At 64.7% G+C, this 22,168-nt stretch carries 19 protein-coding genes and 1 tRNA gene; 12 read left to right on the top strand and 8 right to left on the bottom strand.

The features are described from left to right. Nucleotides 1-7: 7 nt before the first annotated feature. Nucleotides 8-1,294, top strand: a complete 1,287-nt coding sequence (locus IEW49_RS04375; RefSeq protein ID WP_188641535.1) for a bifunctional folylpolyglutamate synthase/dihydrofolate synthase — start codon at nucleotides 8-10, stop codon at nucleotides 1,292-1,294. On the opposite strand, the gene IEW49_RS04370 is transcribed toward IEW49_RS04375, so the two are convergent. Then, entirely contained in the window at nucleotides 1,291-3,117 is a 1,827-nt protein-coding gene (locus tag IEW49_RS04370; protein WP_188641534.1) for an MFS transporter, read from the bottom strand. The two genes, IEW49_RS04375 and IEW49_RS04370, sit on opposite strands and share 4 nt — an antisense overlap. 65 nt (nucleotides 3,118-3,182) lie before the next feature. Between IEW49_RS04370 and IEW49_RS04365 the strand changes: the two genes are divergently transcribed. From IEW49_RS04365 to rsmD, 3 genes are read left to right on the top strand one after another with little or no spacing between them, the layout of a single operon-like run. Beyond that, nucleotides 3,183-4,346, top strand: coding sequence for an aromatic ring-hydroxylating oxygenase subunit alpha (locus IEW49_RS04365; RefSeq protein WP_229658077.1), 1,164 nt, complete (start codon nucleotides 3,183-3,185; stop codon nucleotides 4,344-4,346). A gap of 6 nt (nucleotides 4,347-4,352) precedes the next feature. After that, complete coding sequence (locus IEW49_RS04360) at nucleotides 4,353-5,105, top strand: pseudouridine synthase (RefSeq protein WP_188641533.1); 753 nt, start codon at nucleotides 4,353-4,355, stop codon at nucleotides 5,103-5,105. Beyond that, nucleotides 5,102-5,659, top strand: a complete 558-nt coding sequence (rsmD, locus tag IEW49_RS04355) for a 16S rRNA (guanine(966)-N(2))-methyltransferase RsmD (RefSeq protein ID WP_188641532.1) — start codon at nucleotides 5,102-5,104, stop codon at nucleotides 5,657-5,659. The genes IEW49_RS04360 and rsmD overlap by 4 nt, the downstream gene beginning before the upstream one ends. A gap of 1 nt (nucleotide 5,660) precedes the next feature. Here the strand turns inward: rsmD and IEW49_RS04350 are convergent, their stop codons facing one another. Together IEW49_RS04350 and IEW49_RS04345 are read right to left on the bottom strand one after the other, a co-directional pair. Next, a complete protein-coding gene (locus tag IEW49_RS04350) occupies nucleotides 5,661-6,071 on the bottom strand; it encodes a GFA family protein (protein ID WP_188641531.1) in 411 nt (136 codons plus the stop codon). Between the two features lie 81 nt (nucleotides 6,072-6,152). Further along, nucleotides 6,153-6,713 (bottom strand): hypothetical protein, encoded by a 561-nt coding sequence (locus IEW49_RS04345; protein ID WP_188641530.1) that lies wholly within the window; start codon nucleotides 6,711-6,713, stop codon nucleotides 6,153-6,155. 128 nt (nucleotides 6,714-6,841) lie between these two features. Between IEW49_RS04345 and IEW49_RS04340 the strand changes: the two genes are divergently transcribed. Further along, on the top strand, nucleotides 6,842-9,142 hold the full coding sequence (locus IEW49_RS04340; RefSeq protein ID WP_229658208.1) for an ATP-dependent helicase: 2,301 nt from the start codon (nucleotides 6,842-6,844) through the stop codon (nucleotides 9,140-9,142). Here the strand turns inward: IEW49_RS04340 and IEW49_RS04335 are convergent, their stop codons facing one another. The 3 genes from IEW49_RS04335 to IEW49_RS04325 all read right to left on the bottom strand — a co-directional run bounded on the left by IEW49_RS04335 (nucleotide 9,143) and on the right by IEW49_RS04325 (nucleotide 12,061). Further along, nucleotides 9,143-9,958, bottom strand: coding sequence for a sterol desaturase family protein (locus IEW49_RS04335; RefSeq protein ID WP_188641528.1), 816 nt, complete (start codon nucleotides 9,956-9,958; stop codon nucleotides 9,143-9,145). 61 nt (nucleotides 9,959-10,019) lie between these two features. Beyond that, nucleotides 10,020-11,438: a DEAD/DEAH box helicase gene (locus IEW49_RS04330; protein WP_188641527.1), complete on the bottom strand. Its 1,419-nt coding sequence runs from the start codon at nucleotides 11,436-11,438 to the stop codon at nucleotides 10,020-10,022. A 95-nt stretch (nucleotides 11,439-11,533) separates the two neighbouring features. Beyond that, nucleotides 11,534-12,061 (bottom strand): hypothetical protein, encoded by a 528-nt coding sequence (locus IEW49_RS04325; protein ID WP_188641526.1) that lies wholly within the window; start codon nucleotides 12,059-12,061, stop codon nucleotides 11,534-11,536. Between the two features lie 175 nt (nucleotides 12,062-12,236). Between IEW49_RS04325 and IEW49_RS04320 the strand changes: the two genes are divergently transcribed. Continuing rightward, nucleotides 12,237-13,670 carry an FAD-binding oxidoreductase gene (locus IEW49_RS04320; RefSeq protein ID WP_188643084.1) on the top strand — a complete coding sequence of 478 codons (1,434 nt, stop codon included), beginning with the start codon at nucleotides 12,237-12,239 and terminating at the stop codon, nucleotides 13,668-13,670. Between the two features lie 110 nt (nucleotides 13,671-13,780). Next, nucleotides 13,781-14,614, top strand: coding sequence for a SapC family protein (locus IEW49_RS04315; protein WP_188641525.1), 834 nt, complete (start codon nucleotides 13,781-13,783; stop codon nucleotides 14,612-14,614). Nucleotides 14,615-14,796: 182 nt separating this feature from the next. On the opposite strand, the gene IEW49_RS04310 is transcribed toward IEW49_RS04315, so the two are convergent. Beyond that, entirely contained in the window at nucleotides 14,797-15,702 is a 906-nt protein-coding gene (locus tag IEW49_RS04310) for an N-formylglutamate amidohydrolase (RefSeq protein WP_188641524.1), read from the bottom strand. 132 nt (nucleotides 15,703-15,834) lie between these two features. Between IEW49_RS04310 and cpdR the strand changes: the two genes are divergently transcribed. Together cpdR and IEW49_RS04300 are read left to right on the top strand one after the other, a co-directional pair. Next, nucleotides 15,835-16,215: a cell cycle two-component system response regulator CpdR gene (gene cpdR / locus IEW49_RS04305; protein ID WP_188641523.1), complete on the top strand. Its 381-nt coding sequence runs from the start codon at nucleotides 15,835-15,837 to the stop codon at nucleotides 16,213-16,215. A gap of 77 nt (nucleotides 16,216-16,292) precedes the next feature. After that, a tRNA-Val gene (locus IEW49_RS04300) sits at nucleotides 16,293-16,367 on the top strand. Between the two features lie 49 nt (nucleotides 16,368-16,416). Here the strand turns inward: IEW49_RS04300 and IEW49_RS04295 are convergent. Further along, nucleotides 16,417-17,178, bottom strand: coding sequence for a crotonase/enoyl-CoA hydratase family protein (locus IEW49_RS04295; protein WP_188641522.1), 762 nt, complete (start codon nucleotides 17,176-17,178; stop codon nucleotides 16,417-16,419). Nucleotides 17,179-17,337: 159 nt separating this feature from the next. On the opposite strand from IEW49_RS04295, the gene IEW49_RS04290 reads away from it, so the two are divergent. From IEW49_RS04290 to IEW49_RS04280, 3 genes are all read left to right on the top strand, one after another. Beyond that, nucleotides 17,338-18,558 (top strand): NADP-dependent isocitrate dehydrogenase, encoded by a 1,221-nt coding sequence (locus IEW49_RS04290; RefSeq protein WP_188641521.1) that lies wholly within the window; start codon nucleotides 17,338-17,340, stop codon nucleotides 18,556-18,558. A 106-nt stretch (nucleotides 18,559-18,664) separates the two neighbouring features. Then, nucleotides 18,665-20,320, top strand: a complete 1,656-nt coding sequence (locus IEW49_RS04285) for a bifunctional GNAT family N-acetyltransferase/carbon-nitrogen hydrolase family protein (RefSeq protein WP_188641520.1) — start codon at nucleotides 18,665-18,667, stop codon at nucleotides 20,318-20,320. Between the two features lie 50 nt (nucleotides 20,321-20,370). Beyond that, nucleotides 20,371-22,146: a cation:proton antiporter domain-containing protein gene (locus tag IEW49_RS04280; RefSeq protein WP_188641519.1), complete on the top strand. Its 1,776-nt coding sequence runs from the start codon at nucleotides 20,371-20,373 to the stop codon at nucleotides 22,144-22,146. Nucleotides 22,147-22,168: the final 22 nt, after the last annotated feature.

Below are 22,168 nucleotides of genomic sequence, written 5' to 3'. Positions count from 1 at the left end.
GCCAGCCTTGCGCGATTTCGCGCAGTCCGACGACGTGCGAGTCCAGGCCCAGCTCGACAGGCTGGAGGCGCTCTCGCTTCCCGAGGGGCGGCTGGGGCTCGACACGATGCGCGCGTTGCTCGCGCGGCTGGACGACCCGCATCTCTCGCTCCCGCCGGTGTTCCACGTCGCCGGAACCAACGGCAAGGGATCGACCTGCGCCTTCCTGCGCGCCATTCTCGAAGCCGACGGCAAGCGCGTGCACGTCGCCACCAGCCCGCATCTCGTGCGCTACAACGAGCGCATCCGGATTGCGGGCGAGCTGGTGTCCGACGCGTTGCTCGCGGACTTGCTCGAAGAAGTGCTCGATGCGGGTGCGGACCTCACGCCTAGCTTCTTCGAGGTCACCATCGCCGCCAGCTTCCTCGCCTTTGCGCGCACCCCTGCCGATGCCTGCGTGGTCGAGGTCGGCCTCGGCGGTCGGTTCGATGCGACCAACGTGATCGAGCATCCCGCCGCCTGCGGGATCGCGGCACTGGGGATCGACCACGAGCGCTTCCTGCTCGCACCCGAGGACGGCGTACCCGACGATCCGATGGCGCGGATCGCGTTCGAGAAGGCGGGTATCGTCAAGCCCGGCTGCTCGCTGGTCACGCTCGACTATGCCGACGGGCCGACACTCGAGATCGAGCGCGCGGCGATGGCGGCTGGTGCTCCACTGGCAATGCGCGGGCGCGAATGGAGCGCGAACGTCGGAACAGGGATCGAATACGAGGACCGCCACGGCCGCATCGTGCTTCCCCTCCCGGCCATGCCCGGGGCGCACCAGGCAGGCAATGCGGCGCTCGCGGTCGCCATGCTGCGGCATCAGGACTTCGTGAGCGTATCGGAAGAGGCGCTCGGGCGCGGCGTGGTCGATGCCCGCTGGCCTGCGCGGCTGCACCGGCTGGCGGACGGCCCGCTGACGCGCGGCCGCGAGGTGTGGCTCGACGGCGGGCACAACCGCTCGGCGGGCGAGGCCCTTGCGCGCCACTTCGCCGGACAGCGTCTGCATCTCGTGCTCGGCATGCTCGCGAACAAGGACCCGCTCGCGATCGTCGACCCGCTGGGCGACAGTATCGCAAGCCTTTCCGCGGTGCCGGTGCCAGGACACGATTGGCACGCCGCCGGGGCCTTCGGCGAGAACGCGAAGGCATTCGACACGGTCGAGCAGGCGCTGGCTGCGCTGCCGGAAAACGGCTTGACCGTGCTCATTGCCGGCTCGCTCTACCTCGCCGGGGAGGTTCTGCGGCTCAACGACGAGGCACCCGACTAGCTCCCGGCCCCTTCGTGATGATCGGGCGTCACGACGCCCGACTTCTGGCCGTAGCGTCGCTCGCGCCACCATTCTGCGAGGCACAGCACCACCGCGATGAAGCCGATCAGCGTGGTCAGGATGAAGACGTAGTAATAACCCTTGTCCTCGATCATCTCGCCCAGCGCCCCGCGTCCCAGCGTCCCGATCAGCAGCGTCAGAGAGGATAGCAGCGCATATTGCACGGCGGCATATTTCTTCGACACGATCGAGGACAGCCACGCGACATAGGCCGCCCCGGCGATCCCGATCGCTAGGTTCTCCCACATGATCGTGAAAGTCAGCCGCGGCAGCGCGTCCGATCCGAACGGAGCCATGAAGCTGATCAGCGCTGAAAAGCCGATCGCGTCGCTCGCCGCCTGCATCGCCGCACCGCCTCGCGCCATGTCGGCGTAGAGCAGGTTGGTGAGCGCGGCGAGCAGCGCGCCGATCGTCAGCGTCGCCATCCGACCGATGACGGTCAGCAGGTAGCCTCCGAAGGCAAGCCCGGCGATGATTGCGCCGACACCGAAGAACTTGGACGCGAAGGCGACTTCGTCGTTCGTGTATTCGAGTTCGCCGAGATAGAACGGATAGGCGAAGGTGCCCCAGATCGCGTCGCAGATACGATAGGTCAGCACCAGCGACAGGATCAGGATCAGCGACCAGCCGAGGCGGCCGACGAACTCGACCAGCGGGACGACCAGCGCGCGATAGAGGTGATCGAGCGCGCCGGGCATGGGTGCGATTTCACCCGCCTCTCGCTCGGCGATCACGTTCCTGCCGTCCCGCTTCACCTTGGCCAGCCCCGCTGCGATAATTGCCGGCAGCACGATTGTGGCGAGAATGATCAGCGGCCCCATCTTGGCGGTGAATTCGGTCGGGTCCGGGCGCCCCTCTTCGCCGAGCGGGAACATCCCCAGAAACCAGTTGGGGTTGAACACATAGGAGTCGCCCAGCGGGACCAGCGGCAGCATCGGCACGAAGCCGCCCAGCGCGCGAACCATGAAGATGCCGAGGATCGTCAGCGCCCAGCCCCACAGCAGCAGGACCTGCCACAGCGCCCGGCGGCGCGCCTCGGGATGGACTTCGCCCGGCGCGTAAAGCTCGGCGAGTTCGTCCTCGCTCGCGCCGATCGTGGCCGCGCTGTCACTTCCGCTATCGGGTGCGAAGGTGCCGAAGAAACCGATCACGAGCAGGATCGCGCCCATAATCATGTAGGTTTCGGGCCAGCCGATCCGCGCGGCGATGATCAGGCCGAGGGCGCCGCCGACGAGCGAGGCGAGGCGGTATCCCATCTGGTAGATCGTCGAGAGGATATCGAGCGTCGCTTCCTCGTCGGCGACGTCGATGCGCCAGGCATTGATCGCGATGTCCTGCGTCGCGCTGGCGAGCGCACCGATCCCGGCGAGGAGCGAGAACCAGCCCAGCTGGGTCTTCGGCTCGAGCACACTCATCGTGACGAGAATGGCGCCCAACAGGATCTGCGCGGGAACGATCCACTGCTTGCGCTTCCCGAAGCGGCGGAAGGGCCCGAGATTGACCTTGTCGATCAGCGGCGACCAGATGAACTGGAAGGCATAGGCGAGCCCGATAAGCGAGAAGACGCCCATCGTTTCCAGGTCGACCTCGGCCTCCGTCAGCCAGGCATAGAGCGTGCCGAGGAAAAGCGCGAAGGGCAGCCCGCTGGCAAAGCCGAACAGCACCATGAAACCGCTCTTGCGGTTGCGCAACGAGCGAAAGACCTCGCCCCAGCCCGGTTTTGCCTTTTTCGGAGTGTCCCCCTCGATCGCCGTATCGGCCATGCGCGTTCCTTTTGTTTTTCCGTCGCGTGTGCCAGACTAACGCCTGCTGGTTGAATGGGAAATGGATGATGGCCACGAAGGCTCCCGAAAAGCGGGAATCGCGACCTACAGCGGGGCAACTGGCGCTCGCTCAGGACATCGCCGACGGGATTGCACGCCAGGGAGAAGCCGGCCTGACCCTGCCGGCCGGACGCTATACCGACCCCGATTTCTTCGTGCGCGAGAAAACCGCGCTGTTCGGGAGGATGCCGCAGGTGCTCGCGCCCTCTGCGCTGCTGCCCGAACCGGGCATGGCGGTGCCGCACGACGCCACCGGGCAACCGCTGCTGATCACGCGTGACAAGGACGGCACCGGGCATGTCTTTGCCAATGTCTGTCGCCATCGCGCCACGCGGCTGGTCGAAGGCGATGAAGTGCAATGTTCGAAGCGGCTGGTCTGCCCCTACCATGCCTGGACCTACGCGCTCGACGGACGCCTCCTCGCGCTGCCCCGTCCCGAAACCTTCCCCGGCCTCGACAAGTCGGAGAAGGGCCTGATCGAGCTCCCCAGCGTCGAAGCGGGCGGATTGATCTGGTTCGCGCCTCATGCAGATGCCGATTTCGGTCCGGCGGAAAGGCTCGGCGAGGACTTCGACGCGCTCCACCTCGCCGACCAGCACCTGTTCGCGCGCCGTACGCACGAGGTCGCGGCGAACTGGAAGCTGATCATGGATGCCTTCCTCGAAAGCTACCACGTCCAGCGACTGCACGCGAAGACGATCGGGCCGTTCTTCAAGGACGGGATCACCGCCGGCGACCAGATCGGGCCGCACCAGCGTTCGGCCGTCGGGCGCGCGGAGGAAATGGACGGGATGGACCTGCAGGACCTCGACGGCCTGCGCCGCGTGATTACTTATGCCTACCAGCTCGTCCCTGGCACGATCCTCATCTTCAGCCCCGATTACGTGAACATCATGACGCTGATGCCGCAGGCACACGATCGCACGCTGGTCGAGGATTTCATGCTGATCCCCGAGCCACCGGCGACCGACAAGGCCCGCGATCACTGGCAGCGCAGCTGGGAACTGCTCGACGGCGGCGTTTTCGCGAGCGAGGATTTCCGGGCCGCCGAACTTGGCCAGCAGGGCCTCGAAAGCGCCGCGGTGCCCGAAATCACCCTCGGCACGCTCGAAACCGGGATCGCTCGATTTCACGAAACGCTGGACGAATTGCTCCGCGCCAGCAATTGAGCGCCCATGTCTGATGAACCGAAACGTGAAGGCGAGCGGATCGCCAAACTGCTGGCGCGCGCCGGCGTCGCCAGCCGGCGTGCCGCCGAGCGCATGATCGACGAGGGTCGCGTGGCGCTCGACGGCAAGACGCTCGACACCGCCAACACCGTGCTGCCCGACCTGCGCGGGGTGACCGTCGACGGCAAGCCGGTCGGCAAGCCCGCGCCAACGCTCGTTTACCGCTTCCATAAGCCCACCGGACTGTTGACTGCCGAGCGCGATCCGAAGGGGCGCGCGACGATCTACGATGCGTTGCGCAACGCGATGCCCAAGGGTTCGCCGCGGGTGATGCCTGTCGGTAGGCTCGATCTCAACACCGAGGGCCTGCTACTGCTGACCAATGACGGCGAGCTTAAACGCGCACTCGAACTGCCCTCCTCCAACATCCCGCGCACCTATCGCGCCCGCGCTTTCGGCGAGGTCACGCAGGAACAGCTCGAGGAATTGAGTGAGGGGATCGAGATCGACGGCGTCCGCTACGGCCCGATCGACGCGAATCTCGAGCGCAGCACCGGCGCGAACAAGTGGATCGAGATCACCATTACAGAGGGCAAGAACCGCGAGGTGCGCCGTGTGCTCGAACATCTCGGTCTCAAGGTCTCGCGGCTGGTCCGCACCGCCTATGGCCCGTTCGCGCTCGACGACCTGCCGCGCGGCGCAGCTGATCGCATTGCCCGCCCGGCGGTCGATGCACTCAAGCGGAAGCTCAAGCTGTGAGGCCAGGCAATCTCCGGATCGTCGCCGGCGCATGGCGCGGTCGCAAGGTTGCGATACCAAAAAGCGATGCGACGCGCCCCACCGCCGATCGCACGCGCGAAACACTGTTCAACATGCTGGCCAGCCGGATCGGCAGCTTCGATGACCTGTCGGTCGCGGACCTGTTCGCCGGATCGGGTGCGCTCGGGCTCGAGGCGCTGTCGCGCGGGGCGGCGCATTGCCTGTTCGTGGAGGAGGACAAGCAGGCAATCGACACGATCCGCGCGAATATCGATGCGCTCGACGCGCGTGCTCGATCCACCGTGCAGGCCGGTTCGGTGATGGGGCTGGGCCCCGCCAAGCAGCAGACCGACCTGATCCTGCTCGACCCGCCTTACGATACCGGTGCCGGCCAGGTCGCGCTCGACCGCATGATCCGCCTCGGCTGGATCGGCCCGGCGACCTGGATCGCGCTCGAAACGGCACGCGACGAGGACATTGCAGTCAGGACGTTGGCGGTCGAGGCCGAGCGCAATGTCGGCAAGGCCAAGCTGACGATCCTGCGCCCGGAATAGGCTACCCCGCCTCGCCGTCCTGTGGCGGGAACCGCTCGAATTCGGGAAGGCGATGCACATCTTTCATCCATCCGATCCGTTCGGCGGTCTGGATATGCGCCTGTGGAGCCACTTCGCCGGGCTCGTCCAGAGTCGCGCTTTGCACGTCGACCTTGCCGGGCAGCATCCCGGCATTGGAATAGAACAGGCCGGTGCCGCACTGGACGCAGAAATAGCGCAGTGCGTGTTCGGACGAGGGATAGACCACCGGCTCGCCGCTGACCTTGAGCGCGGAATTCTCGACCATCAGCCAGCCGACCATCGGCGCGCCCGAAGTGCGCTGGCAATCGACGCAATGGCACAGTGCGTGGTTGATCGGTTCGCCCTCGATCTCGTAGCGGATCGCCCCGCAATGGCAGCCGCCTGTCAGCATTTCGATTTCTCCCCTGTTGGTGCCACGCATAGAAAAAGGGCGCCGCGAATGCGACGCCCGATTTCGTGAGATCGTCAGCGATTAGCTGTCATCATCCATCTCGCTGGCGGGCTTGCCCGGCCAGTAATCGAGCGGGCGATTGCCCCAGTTCTTGCCCGCGGCGCGGGGCTGGATGCAGCCATCGGTCATGTCGCCACGGCAGATCGGGTATTCACCCTTGGCCGAACGCGTCGAAGCAGGCGTGGTCTGGACCACGGCATTCGACTGGTAGCGCGGAGCCGTCGTGGCGTCCGTCGTGGTTGCCGTCTGCGCCGTGGCGCTGCGCTGGTTCATTTGCTGCGAGATCGACTGCCATGTTGCCGCACGCTGAGCCGGGGCCATCTCGAAGATTGCGACGCGCTGTTCATCGGTGAGCTGCCACCAGGCACGCGTCTGCATCGGCGTCAGCGTCCAGTAATAGACCTGAACATCGGCCGGCCAGGCGTCGTAGGCCATGCGATTGGCATCGCTCCAGTCGTCATACATCGCCTGCTGCTGGGCGGTCAGTTCGACCTGCATTTCCATGTGGTCGTCGGCCATCGCGTTCGGGGCCATGGCCATTGCGGTCGCTGCGGCGACACTCGTCATCAGAAGCTTTTTCATCACAAAGTTCCTCTCGATTGGGTATGTGCCTGAGAAACGGGACCCTTCGTCGCAAGGTTCCGTCGATTCCGTTAGTCGAGCCCTTGCCGCGACGAACCGTGTTCCCTAGCTGTTCGCCTGTGAACGAGATTTCCCCCAATTCCCCCGAAAGCGAGATCAGCGATGGCGAGCGCGCCTTCCTCGCGCGGTTGAACCCGCCGCAGCGCGAGGCCGTGACCACGACGGACGGCCCCGTCCTGATGCTGGCGGGCGCGGGCACGGGGAAAACCGCCGCGCTCACCCACCGGCTCGCCTACCTCGTCAACATGCAGCTCGCCTGGCCGAGCGAGATCCTCTGCGTCACCTTCACCAACAAGGCGGCGCGCGAAATGCGCGAACGGGTCGGCCAATTGCTGGGCGATCGGGTCGAGGGGATGCCGTGGCTCGGCACTTTCCACTCGATCGGGGCGAAGATGCTACGCCGCCACGCCGAACTGGTCGGGCTCGAGAGCAATTTCACGATCATCGATACCGACGACCAGATCCGGCTGCTCAAGCAGCTGATCCAGCAGAACGATCTCGACGAGAAGCGCTGGCCCGCGCGCCAGCTCGCCGGGCTGATCGATCGCTGGAAGAATCGCGGGCTCAACCCGGCCGACATCGATGCGGCGGAAAGCGAAGCCTATGCCAACGGCAAGGGCCAGAAGTTCTACAAGCTCTACCAGGACCGGCTGAAGGCGCTGAATGCCTGCGATTTCGGCGATTTGCTGCTCCACATGCTCAACATCTTCCGCAAGGAACGCGAGGTGCTTGCGCAGTACCAGCAGCGCTTCAAGTATATCATGGTCGACGAATATCAGGACACCAATGCAGTCCAGTACCTGTGGCTGCGGCTGCTGGCGCAGGAGCGCAAGAATATCTGCGTGGTAGGCGACGACGACCAGTCGATCTATTCCTGGCGCGGAGCAGAAGTTGCCAACATCCTGCGGTTCGAGAAGGACTTTCCCGGCTGCAAGGTGGTGAAGCTGGAGCAAAACTACCGCTCCACGCCGCACATCCTTGGTGCCGCGTCGGGCCTGATCCGCGCCAATAGCGAGCGACACGAGAAGGAATTGTGGACCGAGGTCGACGCGGGCGAGAAAGTTCGCGTGATCGGCGTGTGGGACGGACCCGAGGAAGCCCGCCGCGTGGGCGAGGAGATCGAGCGGCTCGAAGGCGAAGGCGCCGATCTCAACAAGGTCGCGATCCTGGTGCGCGCGCAATATCAGACACGCGAATTCGAAGATCGCTTCATCCAGATCGGGGTCAACTATCGCATCGTCGGCGGCTTCCGCTTCTACGAGCGCGCCGAAATCCGCGATGCGCTCGCTTACCTGCGCGTGATCGCACAGCCGCAGGACGACCTCGCCTTCGAACGGATATACAACCAGCCCAAGCGCGGGCTCGGGGCGAAGACACTGGAAGCGATGCACCGCCATGCGCGCGCCACCGGCATGCCGCTCGCAGCGGCCTCACTCGACCTCGCCAATAGCGACGAGCTGCCCAAACGCGCGAGCGGCACGATCGCCGCGCTCCTGCGCGATTTCCTCCGCTGGCGCGAGATGAGCGAGCAGGTCCCGCCCGCCGACCTGCTCCGTACCGTGGTGCAGGAATCGGGCTATGAGGACATGCTCAACAAGGACCGCAGCGCCGAGGCTGCGGGGCGGCTCGAAAACCTCTCCGAACTCGCCCGCGCGATGGAGGATTACGACACGCTTGGCGATTTCCTCGAACATGTCGCGCTGGTGATGGAGAACGATGCGTCGGACGAGGCCGAGAAGGTCACGATCATGACGATCCACGCCGCCAAGGGGCTCGAATTCGACAATCTATTCCTGCCCGGGTGGGAGGAAGGCGTGTTCCCTTCGCAGCGCTCGCTCGATGAGGGCGGATTGGCGAGCCTCGAGGAGGAACGCCGCCTCGCCTATGTCGCGATCACCCGCGCGCGGCGCCGCTGCACGATCGTCCACGCCGCCAATCGCCGTATCTACGGCCAGTGGACCAGCTCGATCCCCTCGCGCTTCGTCGACGAATTGCCCGACGAGCATGTCGACAGCGAAACCACGCTGACCGGCGGCGCATCGATGTGGCGCGCCAATTTCTCCGAGCGCGACGATCCCTTCGCGCATGTCGCGCGCGACGCCCCCGGACGTGCCGGCTCGCGCGGGCCCGGCTGGCAGCGCGCGGTGGCGAGCGGTTACGACGCCGCGCCCAAGCGCCTGCCCGAACCAAAGCGCAGCGCCGCCAGCTTCGCCGCCAAGCCGCGCACCGACATCGCGATCGGCGACCGCGTGTTCCACGACAAGTTCGGCTATGGCGAAGTGCTCGGCCAGGAAGGCAACAAGCTCGAGATCGAATTCGAGAAGGCCGGGACCAAGCGCGTGATCGACAGCTTCGTCAGCGCGGCCTGATCAGGCCGTCGCCGTCTCTGCGTTTTCAGGCGCGAGATGTGAGTCACGCACAAATGGCCGCGCCAGTTCGCCGACCAGCCCGCGCGATCCACCGCACACTCCGGTGGCACAATTCAGATACGGTTGTGGGTCGACATATGTGCCGAACAGCCGGTCCCACAGCGTCAACGTGTTGCCGTAATTCGCGCCGCACAGCACCAGATCGTCGATATGGTGCAGGCGGTGCGCGGCAGGTGACATCAGCACCTTGCCGAGCGGGCCGAGCGTCCACGGCACGTCGGCGTGGATGAAGAAGCCCCACCAGCTGCGGATCACCGCCGCCAGCGCGATCGCCCATAGCGGCAGGCCGATCAACAGCAGCGGCAAATGGTCGACGACGGCGGAGAGGAGCTTGGCCAGCGGGTGCTTGCGCAGCAGCGTGAACCAGGTGATCGTCTCGTCCGAATGATGCACCGCGTGGATCGGCCACCACAGGCGATGGTGTTCGAGCCGGTGCCTCCAGTAGATGGTGAATTCAGCCAGCAGGAAAGCCGCCACTCCGGCGAAGGCGGCAGGCACTACATCCCAGAAGTTCGCGAGGCCCGGAAACAGGCCCATCTGCGCCTCGAGCCACGCCTTGGGCAGGACAATAAACGGCGCAAGGAACACGCTGTTGAGCGCGACCAGGCCGATGTTGGTCATCGTCTCGCGCTGCGATCGGCGCATCGCCGCAATAATTGCGCGGCGTTTCACGAGCACGGTCAGCAGCGCGAACGCCGCCATGACCGGCAGCAGCTCGTGCGCGAGATCGTAGGTATGATGGGCCCAGGCCTGCATGTGGCCGAGACTATCCCGAGAATGGCTAAGGACGCCTTAAGGCGTTCCCTTCGAAACCGGGTCAGGTCGCCGAATGGTCGAGGAAGGACGGCCGCGGTCCTTCCCACTCGCCCGCTTTCGCCTTGGGCTCGCTATCCTTGCGCGGTTTGCGACCCTTTGACGCGGGTTTATCGGCTTTTGCCGGTCTTTCGTCTGCCGCAGGCTTTTCGTCCGTCGCGGGCTTTCCGGGCCGGCTCTTGGCTGAGCGATCGTCTCGCTCCGGCTGCGCGGCATCGTCACGCGACTTTCCGCCACGGCGAGCCTTGCGCGCTGGCTTGTCGCCCTTCGGCTCTTCCCCGCTTGCGTCATCCTGCTTGCTGCCGCCGCCCGAGACCTTGAACACTTCGATCTTCTGGTTGGTGAGTTTCTCGACGTTGGCGATCGCCTCGGCGTCCTCGGGCGTCACGAAGGTGAACGCGCGGCCCTTGGCGCCGGCGCGACCAGTTCGCCCGACGCGGTGGACGTAATCGTCCGGATGCCACGGTGTGTCGTAATTGAAGACGTGGCTGACATCTTTCACGTCGAGCCCGCGGGCGGCGACGTCGGACGCCACGAGCACGGTGATCTCACCCGCCTTGAACCGTGCAAGTTCCTTGTTGCGCGAAGCCTGGTCCATGTCGCCCTGGATCTGGCCCGCGGCGAAGCCGGCCTTCTCCAGATCCTTCGACAGGTCGCGAACGGTCGTCTTGCGATTGGCGAAGACGATCGCGGTCTGCACGTTGTCATTATTGAGGAAGTAGCGCAGCGCCTCGCGCTTTTGCCGGTTGGTACACAGCACCTTGTACTGCTGGATATTGACGTTGGTCGAGGCCGGGCGTGCGACCTCGATCGCCTTGGGGTTCGACAGGAACTTGTCGGCCAGCTTCTTGATCGGGGGCGGCATCGTCGCGCTGAACAGCAGCGTCTGGCGCTGGTCAGGCAGTTTCGAGCAGATTTCCTCGATATCGGGGATGAAGCCCATGTCGAGCATCCGGTCGGCCTCGTCGATCACGAGCAATTCGCAGCCGGTGAGCAGGATCTTGCCGCGTTCGAACAGGTCCATCAGGCGACCCGGGGTCGCGATCAGCACGTCGACGCCCTCGTCGAGCGCCTTGACCTGGTCGCCCATCTGCACCCCGCCGATAAGCAGCGCGAGCTTGAGGTCGTGGTTCTTGCCGTATTTCTCGAAATTCTCGGCGACCTGTGCGGCAAGTTCGCGTGTCGGTTCGAGAATCAGCGAGCGCGGCATCCGCATGCGGCGGCGACCATTTGCGAGGATATCGATCATCGGCAGCACGAAGCTGGCGGTCTTGCCCGTGCCGGTCTGCGCCACCGCGATCAGGTCGCGCATCATTTGTACCTGGGGGATGGCTTCGGCCTGGATCGGCGTCGGCTCGGTATAGCCGGCATCGTGGACGGCGCTCAGAAGCTCTTCGGAAAGGCCGAGATCGGCAAATTTCATATCTGTCTGTAATTCCCGCTGGGAGGACGGCGCGGGGTCGCGCGGTCGCTCACTGCGCCCCTAAGGGGAAAACGGCGAAAAAATCAAGCTGAGCCTCAGTCCTCGACGGGGACGAGCGCCTGCCACGACTTGACCTTGCACTTCGCTCCGACCCGCGACTGCAGCCGATCGCGATCGACGCACAACAGCTTGTCCTCCTGCGGGGCGACGTAAAAGCCGGCATAGAAATCGCGTGCGCGGCACGCATTTTCCAGCGCGGCGAGCACGATCCGGCGATCGCGCAGGTAGAGCAGCAGCCCGTTGTTGCGCGTGACCTGGACCCCGGCGACGCTTTCGAGCGGCAAACAGCGATCGATCGGCACGCCGCGCATCTCGCGGCTCATCGGTGCGGTCGGCAGCGCCGACAGCAATTGCGATCCCCCGCGTCGCGGGCGGATCCGGATCGTGATCCGCCCCTCGACCCGGCTCTGGTAACGTGGCGCAGGCAGCATTCCGCCCGGTTCGGGCGCGAGCGACATCGGTGCGCTGCGCGGTGCGTCGACCGACCGCGCGCCCGTGTCTTCGCCGACCGGTGTGGCGAGCGTCAGCAGCATGGTTCCGATATGAGCGGCGAGGCCGAGCATGGCGCGAAGGGTGTGTCCCTCTCGATTGGCAGTGTCGCCGGATCCGTGGTCCCGGCAGGCTTGCGGCGCGAATGGCCCGAACTGATTGAATAGGGGCTTAATTGACGCGCTCGGTCAAGCTCGGCGCGCGATTTGAGGCTGGTATTTGCCCGCCTTGCCGTGCGAATAGATGCAGATGGGCAACAGTTCGACCTTTCTCGACGCCGCACGCGAACTCCTTGGCGATCGCGGTCTCATCACCGATCCGGAACTGGTCGAGCCTTGGCTGACCGATTGGCGCGGACGCTATCACGGCGCGGCGCTGGCACTCGCCTCTCCCGCCACCACCGACGAAGTCGCCGCCCTGGTGCGGCTGGCACGTGAACACGGCGTGCCGATCGTCCCACAGGGCGGGAATAGCGGCATGTGCGGCGGCGCGACCCCCGATCCGAGCGGTGAGGCAATCCTCCTCTCGCTGCGCCGGATGGATGCGGTACGCGACTTCGATCCAGCACTGCGCCGGATCACCTGCGATGCCGGACTGGTGCTTCAGACCTTGCACGAGCGGGTCGCGGAGGAAGGACTCAGATTTCCGCTAACCCTCGGGGGCAAGGGCTCGGCGACGGTCGGCGGGCTGGTCGCGACCAACGCTGGCGGAACGCAGGTGCTGCGGCACGGCACGATGCGCGCCCTGGTCCTCGGGCTCGAGGTCGTGACGCCGCTAGGAGAAGTATTTTCCGATCTCGCCCCGCTCAAGAAGGACAATCGCGGGTTCGATCTCAAGCAGCTCTTCATCGGCTCCGAGGGCACGCTCGGGATCGTGACCGGGGCGACGCTGGCGCTGGTGCCAGCCGTAGCCGAGCGCGTGGTCGCCTGGGTCGGGCTCGACAGTCTCGAAAACGCTCGCGCATTGCTGCTCACCTGTCAGGGCAGGCTGCGCGGCGAACTTGAAGGCTTCGAGGTCCTGCCTGAGCACTGCCTCGCCGCGGTCGTCGACCACCTGCCTGATGCGCGGCGTCCGCTGGGCGAACCGCAGCCTTGGAATGCGCTGGTCGAACTGGCGGTCGAGGACAAGGACAAGGTCGCCGATGCGCGCGAAGCGCTCGAGACCGTGCTCGCCGATGCATTCGAAAGAGGGCTGATCGCCGATGCCGTGATTGCCGCCAATGAAGGCCAGGCGGAGGATTTCTGGCAATTGCGCGACACGATCGCCCCGGCCGAAAAGGCGCTCGGCCCCGCCGTGCAGCACGATATCTCGGTCCCCGAAGCGCAGATGCCTGCCTTCCTGGCCTCCATCGCGCCCGAGATCGAACGAGATTATCCAGGCACCAAGGCGGTCGGCTTCGGCCATCTGGGGGACGGCAACATCCATTTTCACGTGCTCGCGCCGCCCGAAGCGGCACCGGCTTGGGTTGAGGAAGAAGGGAAGGAGATCAGCGCGCAGGTTTACGAGCGCGTGACCGAATGGGGTGGCTCGATCTCCGCCGAACACGGCATTGGGCAAGCCAAGTTGGGCGAGCTTGCGCGTCTGGCCGACCCCGCGCGACTCGATCTCCTGCGCCGCATAAAGGCGGCACTCGATCCGGATGGATTGCTCAACCCAGGCAAGCTCGTGACACCTACCCCGTAAGCCTTGCGAAAAGAGTGTCTCCTGCTTAAAGCCCGCGGCCATTGCCGCGTCCGTGTCCGCCTGGGTGCGCCGCGCAACCGACATTCCATTTCCGATCCGGAGACAGACCGATGGCCAGCGCGCCGCAAAACAGCCTACCCCTGTTCTACAACGACCTCATGCCGCTCAACAGTCGCGACCACGCGAACTGGAAGGCCAAGGAAACCGATGCCCTGCCGTGGCTCGCCACCGCCAATGCGATCCCGCTGACCATCGACGAATTCCCGCTCGCCCAGCGCTATCTCCCGATCGTGTTCTCTTCGGGCGACAATCCGATCCCGCTCGGCCTGATGGGCCTCAACGAAGGCGTGAACGTCTATGTCGACAGCGACGGCCGCGTCACCGGCCCGACCTACGTTCCGGCCTATGTCCGCCGTTATCCGTTCATGCTCACCAAGCTGACGCCAGACGCGACCGACCTTTCGCTCTGCTTCGACCCGACTTCGGGCCTGATCGGTGAATTCGAGGAAGGCCATGCCCTGTTCGACGGCGACAAGCCGGCCGAAGCGGTCGAGCGCACGCTCAATTTCTGCGAGCAGTTCGACCAGGCCGCGCAGCGCACCAAGATGGCGATGGACGAATTCAAGAAGCACGACCTGATCATGGACGGCGAGGTCTCGATCGAACATAATCAGAGCGAACAGCCGTTCGTCTATCGCGGCTTCGGCATGATCAACGAGGAAAAACTGCGCGAGCTCGATGCCGAAACGGTCAAGCAGTTCAACCAGAACGGACTCCTCGCGCTGATGCATGCCCACCTGTTCTCGCTCAACATGACGCGCGAAATCTTCGGGATGCAGGTCCAGCAGGGCAAGGGCCCGGTCAGCCAGCAGGCCGCGACCGACGTCCAGGCCGATGCCCCGGCAGCCGCCGAAACGGCGAAGCCCAAAAAGAAGAAGAAGTAACTTCGTAATAGTTTCGCGAACGGGGCGGGCGGTCTTGAAACCGCCCGCCCCGTTTCTATTTGGGATTCAGCCCGCCGGTACTTCCCCCTCTTCACCGGTCGGGCGGATGCGCTTCTTGGCGCATCTCCTCCCTGAACCTGGCCATCCCGCACCCCCTCGCGGGATGGCCATTTTTTTGGTTGTTACTCGGCGGCCTCGCGCCGCGGCCCGCGCTCGCCCGCGCATTCGGCCACCGCCGAAGCGAGCGCTCGGACCAGTCCCGCGAGTCGCTCGACCAGCGAATCGCAGCCCGCTCCCGGTGCGTCGAGCGCCTCGTCGAGATAGAGGCTCCGATCCACCTCCAGCTGAATCGCATGGAGACCGCGTGCCGGTGCGCCGTGGCGTTCGAGCACATAGCCCCCGGCATAGGGCCGGTTGTGCGCGACCGGCACGCCTTCGCGCGCGAAATAAGCGAAGGCCGCCGCTGGTAGCGCGGCGTCGGACGACGCACCGAACCGATCGCCGATCACGTATTTCGCCGGCGCCCAGCTCCCGCTCGACCGCAGCGGCGGCATCGAATGCAGGTCCAGCAGCAGGGCCGCCCCCCACCTTTGGCGAATCGACAGCAACGCATCCCCGAGTGCCGCGTGATAGGGCCGATGGACCGTCTCCAGCCGGGCCTCAATTTCACCAGCTTCCATAGGCCTGCGCCAGATATCTCCCAATCCCTGGAGGCGGCGCGGGATCAGGCCCAGCCCGCTATGTGCGCGATGGCCGTGGCGCGAAACCCGGTTCAGGTCGGGCTTCGGTCCCGTCACCATGCCCCAATCGACGTCGCTTTCGGCACGGTTGAGGTCGATCATCGCGCGCGGTGTGCGGGCGACCAGCAGCGGTGCTCCGGTTTGCGCCGCGACGCGCTCGCCGATGAGGTCGATGTGACGGTCCTCGATCCGCTTCATGGTGAAGGCAGGATCGCGCATCGCGTCCCGCAGGGCGGCCGGATAATCGCGTCCGCCATGAGGCACCGCGATCAGCACCGGCACATTGGCGGTGGTGGCGTTTTCGAGCCGGAACGCCGTTTTTTCCGGCGGGGAATATTTGTCCTGCATCGACCAGTTACTGCCGTCCCAGCCGGGGACAGTCAAACTTCCGAAACCATGACACCGCTGGCTTTTCTTAAGACCATGTGTGTATGTGCGTCGCGATCCGGGGGACGATCTCGCCCGTGCAAAGGAAGTGAAATGCCCGATATCCGTATCCTGCTGGCCGAAGACGAAGAGGCGATGCGCGCCTATCTCCACCGGGCGCTCGAGAAAGCCGGCTACGAGGTGGTTTCGGTCGATCGGGGCACCGACGCGCTCCCGAAGCTTGAGGAAGAGCATTTCGACCTGCTGCTTTCGGATATCGTGATGCCCGAAATGGACGGCATCGAGCTGGCCCAGCGCGCCGCCGAGATCAGCCCGCGCACCAAGGTAATGTTCATCACCGGCTTCGCCGCGGTCACGCTGAAAGCGGCCAAGGAAGCGCCGCAGGCCAAGCTTTTGTCGAAGCCGTTCCACCTGCGCGACCTGGTGCTCGAAGTCGAACGCCTGTTCGAGAATTCGAAAAAGGCCAATGGCTGACGATTAGTCCCTTGCGGAAGCACGGGACGCTCGCTAAATGGCCGCCTCCCGCGACGAGCGGGACAGCTCGATAGTGTGGGCGTATAGCTCAGTGGTAGAGCACTGTGTTGACATCGCAGGGGTCGGAAGTTCAACTCTTCCTACGCCCACCATTCGAGAACGAGACCCCGCCCATGTGGCGGGGTTTTTCGTTCCGGCCGCCTATTTCCCCTTCCATTCGGGCTTGCGCTTCTCGGCGAAGGCCGCGGCACCTTCGCGCGCATCCTCGCTGATGAAGACCGGCGCGACATATTGCTGCTGCTTGGTCCACATCTCGTCGTCGGTCCACGTATGCGAATCGCGGATCACGCCCTTCGACGCGGCCAGCGCGAGCGGCCCGTTGGCAGCGATCTTTGCCGCGAGTTCCTTTGCCGCGTCGAGCGAAGGCCCTTCGCTCACCCGATTGATGAAACCGAGTTCGTATGCGCGTGCCGCGCTGATGAAATCGCCGGTCAGCGCGAGCTCCATCGCGATTCGCCACGGCATCTGGCGCGGGAGCCGGATCAGCCCCCCCGCCGCCGCTGCGAGACCGCGCTTGGCCTCGGGAATGCCGAACTGCGCCTTGTCGTTGGCAACGATCAGATCGCAGGACAACGCCAGTTCCATGCCACCCGCCAGCGCATAGCCGTCCACCGCCGCGATCAGCGGTTTCTTCGGGGTCCATTGGCTCAACCCGCCGAAGCCGCGATTCTCGACGAACGGCGATTCGCCCTTGAGGAAGCCCTTGAGATCCATCCCCGAGCAGAATGTGCCGCCCGCGCCGGTCAGAACGCCGACTGCGATTGCGTCGTCGGCCTCGAGATCGTCCATCGCTGCGCTGATCGATTCTGCCGCGCTCTTGTTCATCGCATTCTTGGCTTCGGGGCGGTTGATCGTCACCACCATCACGCCATCGGATTTCTCGACCAGGACTTCTTCGCTCATTGCTTGCGCCTCTCGTGTTTTAATCGTTTGGTTAAGACGTTTGGCGATCCGTCCCGATTGTGTCCAGCCCCGCCCTGTCTGGCCGCTCTCCTTGCACCGCACACGCCCTCTGCTAAGAGGCGCGCAACACAAGCACCCTCCCGAACAGACAGGACAATCATGGCGAAGATCAAGGTAGCGAACCCGATCGTCGAACTCGACGGCGACGAGATGACGAAAATCATCTGGCAGTGGATCCGCGAGCGGCTGATCCAGCCCTATCTCGACGTCGACCTCAAATATTACGACCTCTCGATCGAGAGCCGCGACGCGACCGACGACCAGATCACCGTCGATGCCGCCAACGCCATCAAGCAGTACGGCGTCGGCGTGAAATGCGCCACGATCACGCCCGACGAAGCCCGCGTCGAGGAGTTCGACCTCAAGAAGATGTGGGTCAGCCCCAACGGCACGATCCGCAACATCCTCGGCGGAGTGGTCTTCCGCGAGCCGATCGTGATCGACAACGTGCCGCGCCTCGTGCCCGGCTGGACCGACCCGATCGTCGTTGGTCGTCACGCTTTCGGCGACCAGTATCGCGCGAAGGACACGCTGATCCCGGGCAAGGGCACGCTACGCATGGTCTTCAATGGCGAAGACGGTAAGGACATCGACATCGAGGTGTTCGAATTCCCGAGCCCGGGCGTCGCGATGACGATGTACAACCTCGACGATTCGATCCGCGATTTCGCGCGCGCCTCGATGAATTACGGCCTCGATCGCGGCTGGCCGGTCTACCTCTCGACCAAGAACACCATCCTCAAGAAGTATGACGGTCGCTTCAAGGACCTGTTCCAGCAGGTCTTCGACGAGGAATTCGCCGACAAGTTCGCCGAGGCCGGCATCACCTACGAACACCGCCTGATCGACGACATGGTCGCCGCGGCGATGAAGTGGAGCGGCAAATTCGTCTGGGCCTGCAAGAATTACGACGGCGACGTCCAGTCGGACACCGTGGCGCAGGGCTTCGGTTCGCTCGGCCTTATGACCTCGGTGCTGATGACCCCCGACGGCAAGACGGTCGAAGCCGAAGCCGCGCACGGCACGGTGACGCGTCACTACCGCCAGCACCAGCAGGGCAAGGCAACCTCGACCAATCCGATCGCCAGCATTTTCGCTTGGACCCGCGGCCTGATGTATCGCGGCAAATTCGACAATACGCCCGACGTCGTGAAGTTCGCCGAGACGCTCGAGCGGGTCTGCATCCAGACCGTCGAGAACGGCAACATGACCAAGGACCTCGCGCTGCTGATCGGCCCGGACCAGAACTGGATGACGACCGAACAGTTCTTCGAGGCGATCGTAAGCGGCCTCGAAGCCGAAATGGCGAACTGGGGCTGAAACCCAAACGCGGCTGGCTCATTGAGCTAGCAAGGCTGGATCTCATCGGGGTCGGCTCGCGCCGGCCCCGATTTGCATTTGCGGCAGAGACAAGCGACGGGGACACATGGCCAAGCAACCGCAGAAGAAGCGCATCACCCGCCGCAAGGGCACCGAGAAGTTCGGACGGCGCCGGCTCGAAGTCCGCAACGCGATGATCAAGGACATCCGCGGCATCGCGGACCTCGTCCGACGCGTTTACGAGGACATGCCGGCCTACACTCACGGCGAGATCCGGGGGCAGATCAACAACTTCAGGGAGGGCTGCTTCGTCGCGCTGCTCGACGACGAAGTGGTCGGCTATTGCGCGACCATGCAGCTCGCCGAGGCGATCGCCTTCCAGCCGCACGATTGGGACGAGATTACCGGCAACGGCTATGGCAGCCGCCACGATCCGACCGGCGACTGGCTCTACGGCTATGAAATGTGTGTCGATCCCAAGGTACGCGGTGTGCGGATCGGGCGCCGGCTCTACGAGGAACGCCGTGCGCTGGCCGAGGATCGCGACCTGACCGGAATCGTCTTCGCCGGGCGGATGCCGCACTACCGCCGCAACCGCCGCAAGGTGGACGGACCGCAGGATTACTTGGAGCAGGTCCAGGCCGGAAAGCTCCACGATCCGGTACTGCGTTTCCAGCTCGCCAACGGGTTCGAGCCCGAGCGGGTGATGGAAAACTACCTGCCCGAGGACAAGGCGTCAGCCGCCAACGCCGTGATGATGGTGTGGCGCAACCCCTATGTCGAGCGCGATCAGCCGGTGAAGATGCGCCTGCCGCGCGGGGTCGAGGCAGTGCGCGTCGCGACTTGCCAGTTGCAGGCGCGCGCGGTGGCAGATTACGACGAGTTCCTGCGAGCGATCCGGTATTTCGTCGATGTCGCGAGCGATTACGAAAGCGACTTCATCGTTTTTCCCGAGCTCTTCACGCTGATGCTGCTCAGTTTCGAGGAGAAGGAGCTCTCGCCCGTCGAGGCGATCGAGCGGCTCTCGGAATATACGCCACGCCTGCGCAGCGACATTTCCGACATGGCGATGCGCTACAACATCAACATCATCGCGGGTTCGCATCCCACACGAATGGAAGACGGCGACATCCACAACATCGCCTATATCTGCCTGCGCGACGGTTCGGTCCACGTGCAGGAGAAGATCCATCCCACGCCCAACGAGCGCTATTGGTGGAATATCAAGGGCGGCGACAGCGTCGAGGTGATCCAGACCGATTGCGGTCCGATCGGGGTGCAGATCTGCTACGACAGCGAATTCCCCGAACTGACGCGCCGCCTCGCCGACGAGGGCGCGCGGATAATCTTCGTACCGTTCTGCACCGACAGCCGCCAGGGTTACCTGAGGGTGCGCTATTGTGCGCAAGCCCGCGCGATCGAGAACCAGTGCTACGTCGTCCTCTCGGGCAATGTCGGCAATCTGCCCAATGTCGCCAATATGGACATCCAGTATGCGCAGAGCTGCATCCTGACCCCCTGCGACTTCCCCTTCGCGCGCGACGGGATCGCGGCCGAGGCAACCGAGAACGTCGAGACGCTGACGATCAGCGACATCAACCTCGCCGACCTCAGCTGGGCACGCGCCGAAGGCACGGTGCGCAACCTCGCCGATCGCCGGTTCGATCTTTACCGCATCGAGTGGGACGAGGATGGCAAGCACCCGGGCAAGCCGCGCCCGCGCCGCGAGCCGCTCGGCCCGACCGGACCGGGCGGGGGCTAACCCGGTATCGGCGCGTGACACGGCGCCGCGCCCTCGCCTAGAGACTCGTCATGGCCGAAGCCAATTTCGCCTCCCCTGCCCTGAACGACGCGCTGGTGATCCTCGGCGCGGCGGGGATCGTGATTCCGGTCTTCACCCGCTTCCGCATCACCCCGGTGATCGGGTTCATCCTCGTTGGCGTGCTCGTCGGTCCCTACGGACTCGGCGCGCTCGCCTTCGATTACAAGTGGCTCGATTTCGTCACCATTTCGGATCCCGAGCGACTGGAGCCTTTCGCCGAGCTCGGCATCATCCTGCTGCTGTTTTCGATCGGTCTCGAATTGTCGTTTGGGCGATTATGGAGCCTGCGCAAGCTGGTCTTCGGACTTGGCTCGCTCGAACTGCTGATCGGCGGCGCGATCATGGCCGCTGCGCTGGCGATGATCGGCCAATACTGGAGCGGTGCGATCGCGCTGGGCCTCGCGCTCGCGATGTCCTCGACCGCGCTGTGCCTGCCGATCGCGGGCACCAAGACGCCGGTGGGGCGTGCCGCGCTGTCGATGCTGCTGTTCGAGGATATCGCGCTCGTCCCGATCATTTTCCTGCTCGGCGTGCTCGGCCCTGCCGCGAGCGCCGAGGACGGTGCCTCGGTCGTCACGCTGCTGTGGCAGGGCGCGGCGGTCATCGCAGTCCTCATGATCGGGGGACGCTTCCTCCTGCCCAGACTGTTTGCTCAGGCCGCACGGACCAAGCAGCCCGAGAACTTCCTTGCCGCTACTTTGCTGGTGGTGATCGCCGCAGCGCTCGCGACCGCCGCAGTAGGTCTGTCGCCGATCGTCGGCGCACTGATCGCGGGCATCCTGATCGCCGAAACCGAATATCATGGCGAGGTCGAAACCATCACCGAACCCTTCAAGGGGCTCGCGCTCGGAATCTTTATCCTCACCATTGGAATGAGCATCGATTTGCGCGTGATCGGCGAGATCATCGGGGAAGTCCTGCTCGCGGTCGTGCTGGTGCTCGTCTTCAAAGCCATTCTAACCGGGCTCCTGTTGCGCTCGATGGGGGCGCGCCGAGGTACCGCGGCCGAGACCGGGATCCTGATGGCGAGCCCGTCGGAAACCACGCTGATCGTGCTCGCCGCGGCGACCAGCGCGCAATTGATCCAGCCCGGTACCGCACAGTTCTGGCAGATCGTCTGCGCGATCGGGCTCACCGTTACGCCGTTGCTCGCGCGGCTCGGCCGCTTGGTCGCACGCCGGATCGAGGTCCCCGAATCGCTCGACCGGCTCCCCGGCGAGGTCGATCACGCCGTTCCGCGGACGATCATTGTCGGCTTCGGTCGCGTCGGCCGGCTCGTAGCGGACATGCTCACCTCGCACGACCAGTCCTATGTCGCGATCGACGCCGATGCCGATCTGATCGCCTATTACCGCAAGCAGGGCTACGATGCCGTGTTCGCCGATGCGATCCGCGGCGATGCGCTCGACCGGCTCGGCATCGAAACCGCGCCGGCTGTCATCCTGACCATGGACGAACCGGTGCTCGCGCAGCGCATGGTGAAGAAGCTGCGCAAGGCGCATCCCGACCTCCCGATCATAGCCCGCGCGCGCGACGAGGAGCACTCGATCGCGCTCTACAAGGCGGGCGCGAGCCACGCCGTGCCCGAAACTCTCGAAAGCTCGCTGCAATTGTCCGAAGCGGTGCTGGTCGATCTCGGAGTCGCGATGGGTCCGGTGATCGCCTCGATTCACGAAAAGCGCGACGAACTGCGCGAGCAGATCATGCGCGAGGGCGAACTGGAAACAAAACCGCGCCTGCGCTCGAGCAGCCTAAGGGGTAGCTAGGATTCGGACCTTATCTCCGCCC

This window comes from Pseudoblastomonas marina (genome assembly GCF_014641655.1).
In the GTDB taxonomy this organism is placed as follows: Bacteria; Pseudomonadota; Alphaproteobacteria; order Sphingomonadales; family Sphingomonadaceae; genus Alteriqipengyuania_A; species Alteriqipengyuania_A marina.
Note: the sequence above shows the minus strand (reverse complement) of the source record. Positions and strands in the feature narration are given on the sequence as shown.

Coding starts and splice junctions, on each gene's coding strand:
- IEW49_RS04370 (WP_188641534.1), bottom strand. CDS start 3,117: ATGGCCGATACGGCGATCGAGGGGGACACTCCGAAAAAGGCAAAACCG.
- IEW49_RS04365 (WP_229658077.1), top strand. CDS start 3,183: ATGATGGCCACGAAGGCTCCCGAAAAGCGGGAATCGCGACCTACAGCG.
- IEW49_RS04360 (WP_188641533.1), top strand. CDS start 4,353: ATGTCTGATGAACCGAAACGTGAAGGCGAGCGGATCGCCAAACTGCTG.
- IEW49_RS04350 (WP_188641531.1), bottom strand. CDS start 6,071: ATGCTGACAGGCGGCTGCCATTGCGGGGCGATCCGCTACGAGATCGAG.
- IEW49_RS04345 (WP_188641530.1), bottom strand. CDS start 6,713: ATGAAAAAGCTTCTGATGACGAGTGTCGCCGCAGCGACCGCAATGGCC.
- IEW49_RS04335 (WP_188641528.1), bottom strand. CDS start 9,958: ATGCAGGCCTGGGCCCATCATACCTACGATCTCGCGCACGAGCTGCTG.
- IEW49_RS04330 (WP_188641527.1), bottom strand. CDS start 11,438: ATGAAATTTGCCGATCTCGGCCTTTCCGAAGAGCTTCTGAGCGCCGTC.
- IEW49_RS04325 (WP_188641526.1), bottom strand. CDS start 12,061: ATGCTCGGCCTCGCCGCTCATATCGGAACCATGCTGCTGACGCTCGCC.
- IEW49_RS04320 (WP_188643084.1), top strand. CDS start 12,237: ATGGGCAACAGTTCGACCTTTCTCGACGCCGCACGCGAACTCCTTGGC.
- IEW49_RS04315 (WP_188641525.1), top strand. CDS start 13,781: ATGGCCAGCGCGCCGCAAAACAGCCTACCCCTGTTCTACAACGACCTC.
- IEW49_RS04310 (WP_188641524.1), bottom strand. CDS start 15,702: ATGCAGGACAAATATTCCCCGCCGGAAAAAACGGCGTTCCGGCTCGAA.
- cpdR (WP_188641523.1), top strand. CDS start 15,835: ATGCCCGATATCCGTATCCTGCTGGCCGAAGACGAAGAGGCGATGCGC.
- IEW49_RS04295 (WP_188641522.1), bottom strand. CDS start 17,178: ATGAGCGAAGAAGTCCTGGTCGAGAAATCCGATGGCGTGATGGTGGTG.
- IEW49_RS04290 (WP_188641521.1), top strand. CDS start 17,338: ATGGCGAAGATCAAGGTAGCGAACCCGATCGTCGAACTCGACGGCGAC.
- IEW49_RS04285 (WP_188641520.1), top strand. CDS start 18,665: ATGGCCAAGCAACCGCAGAAGAAGCGCATCACCCGCCGCAAGGGCACC.
- IEW49_RS04280 (WP_188641519.1), top strand. CDS start 20,371: ATGGCCGAAGCCAATTTCGCCTCCCCTGCCCTGAACGACGCGCTGGTG.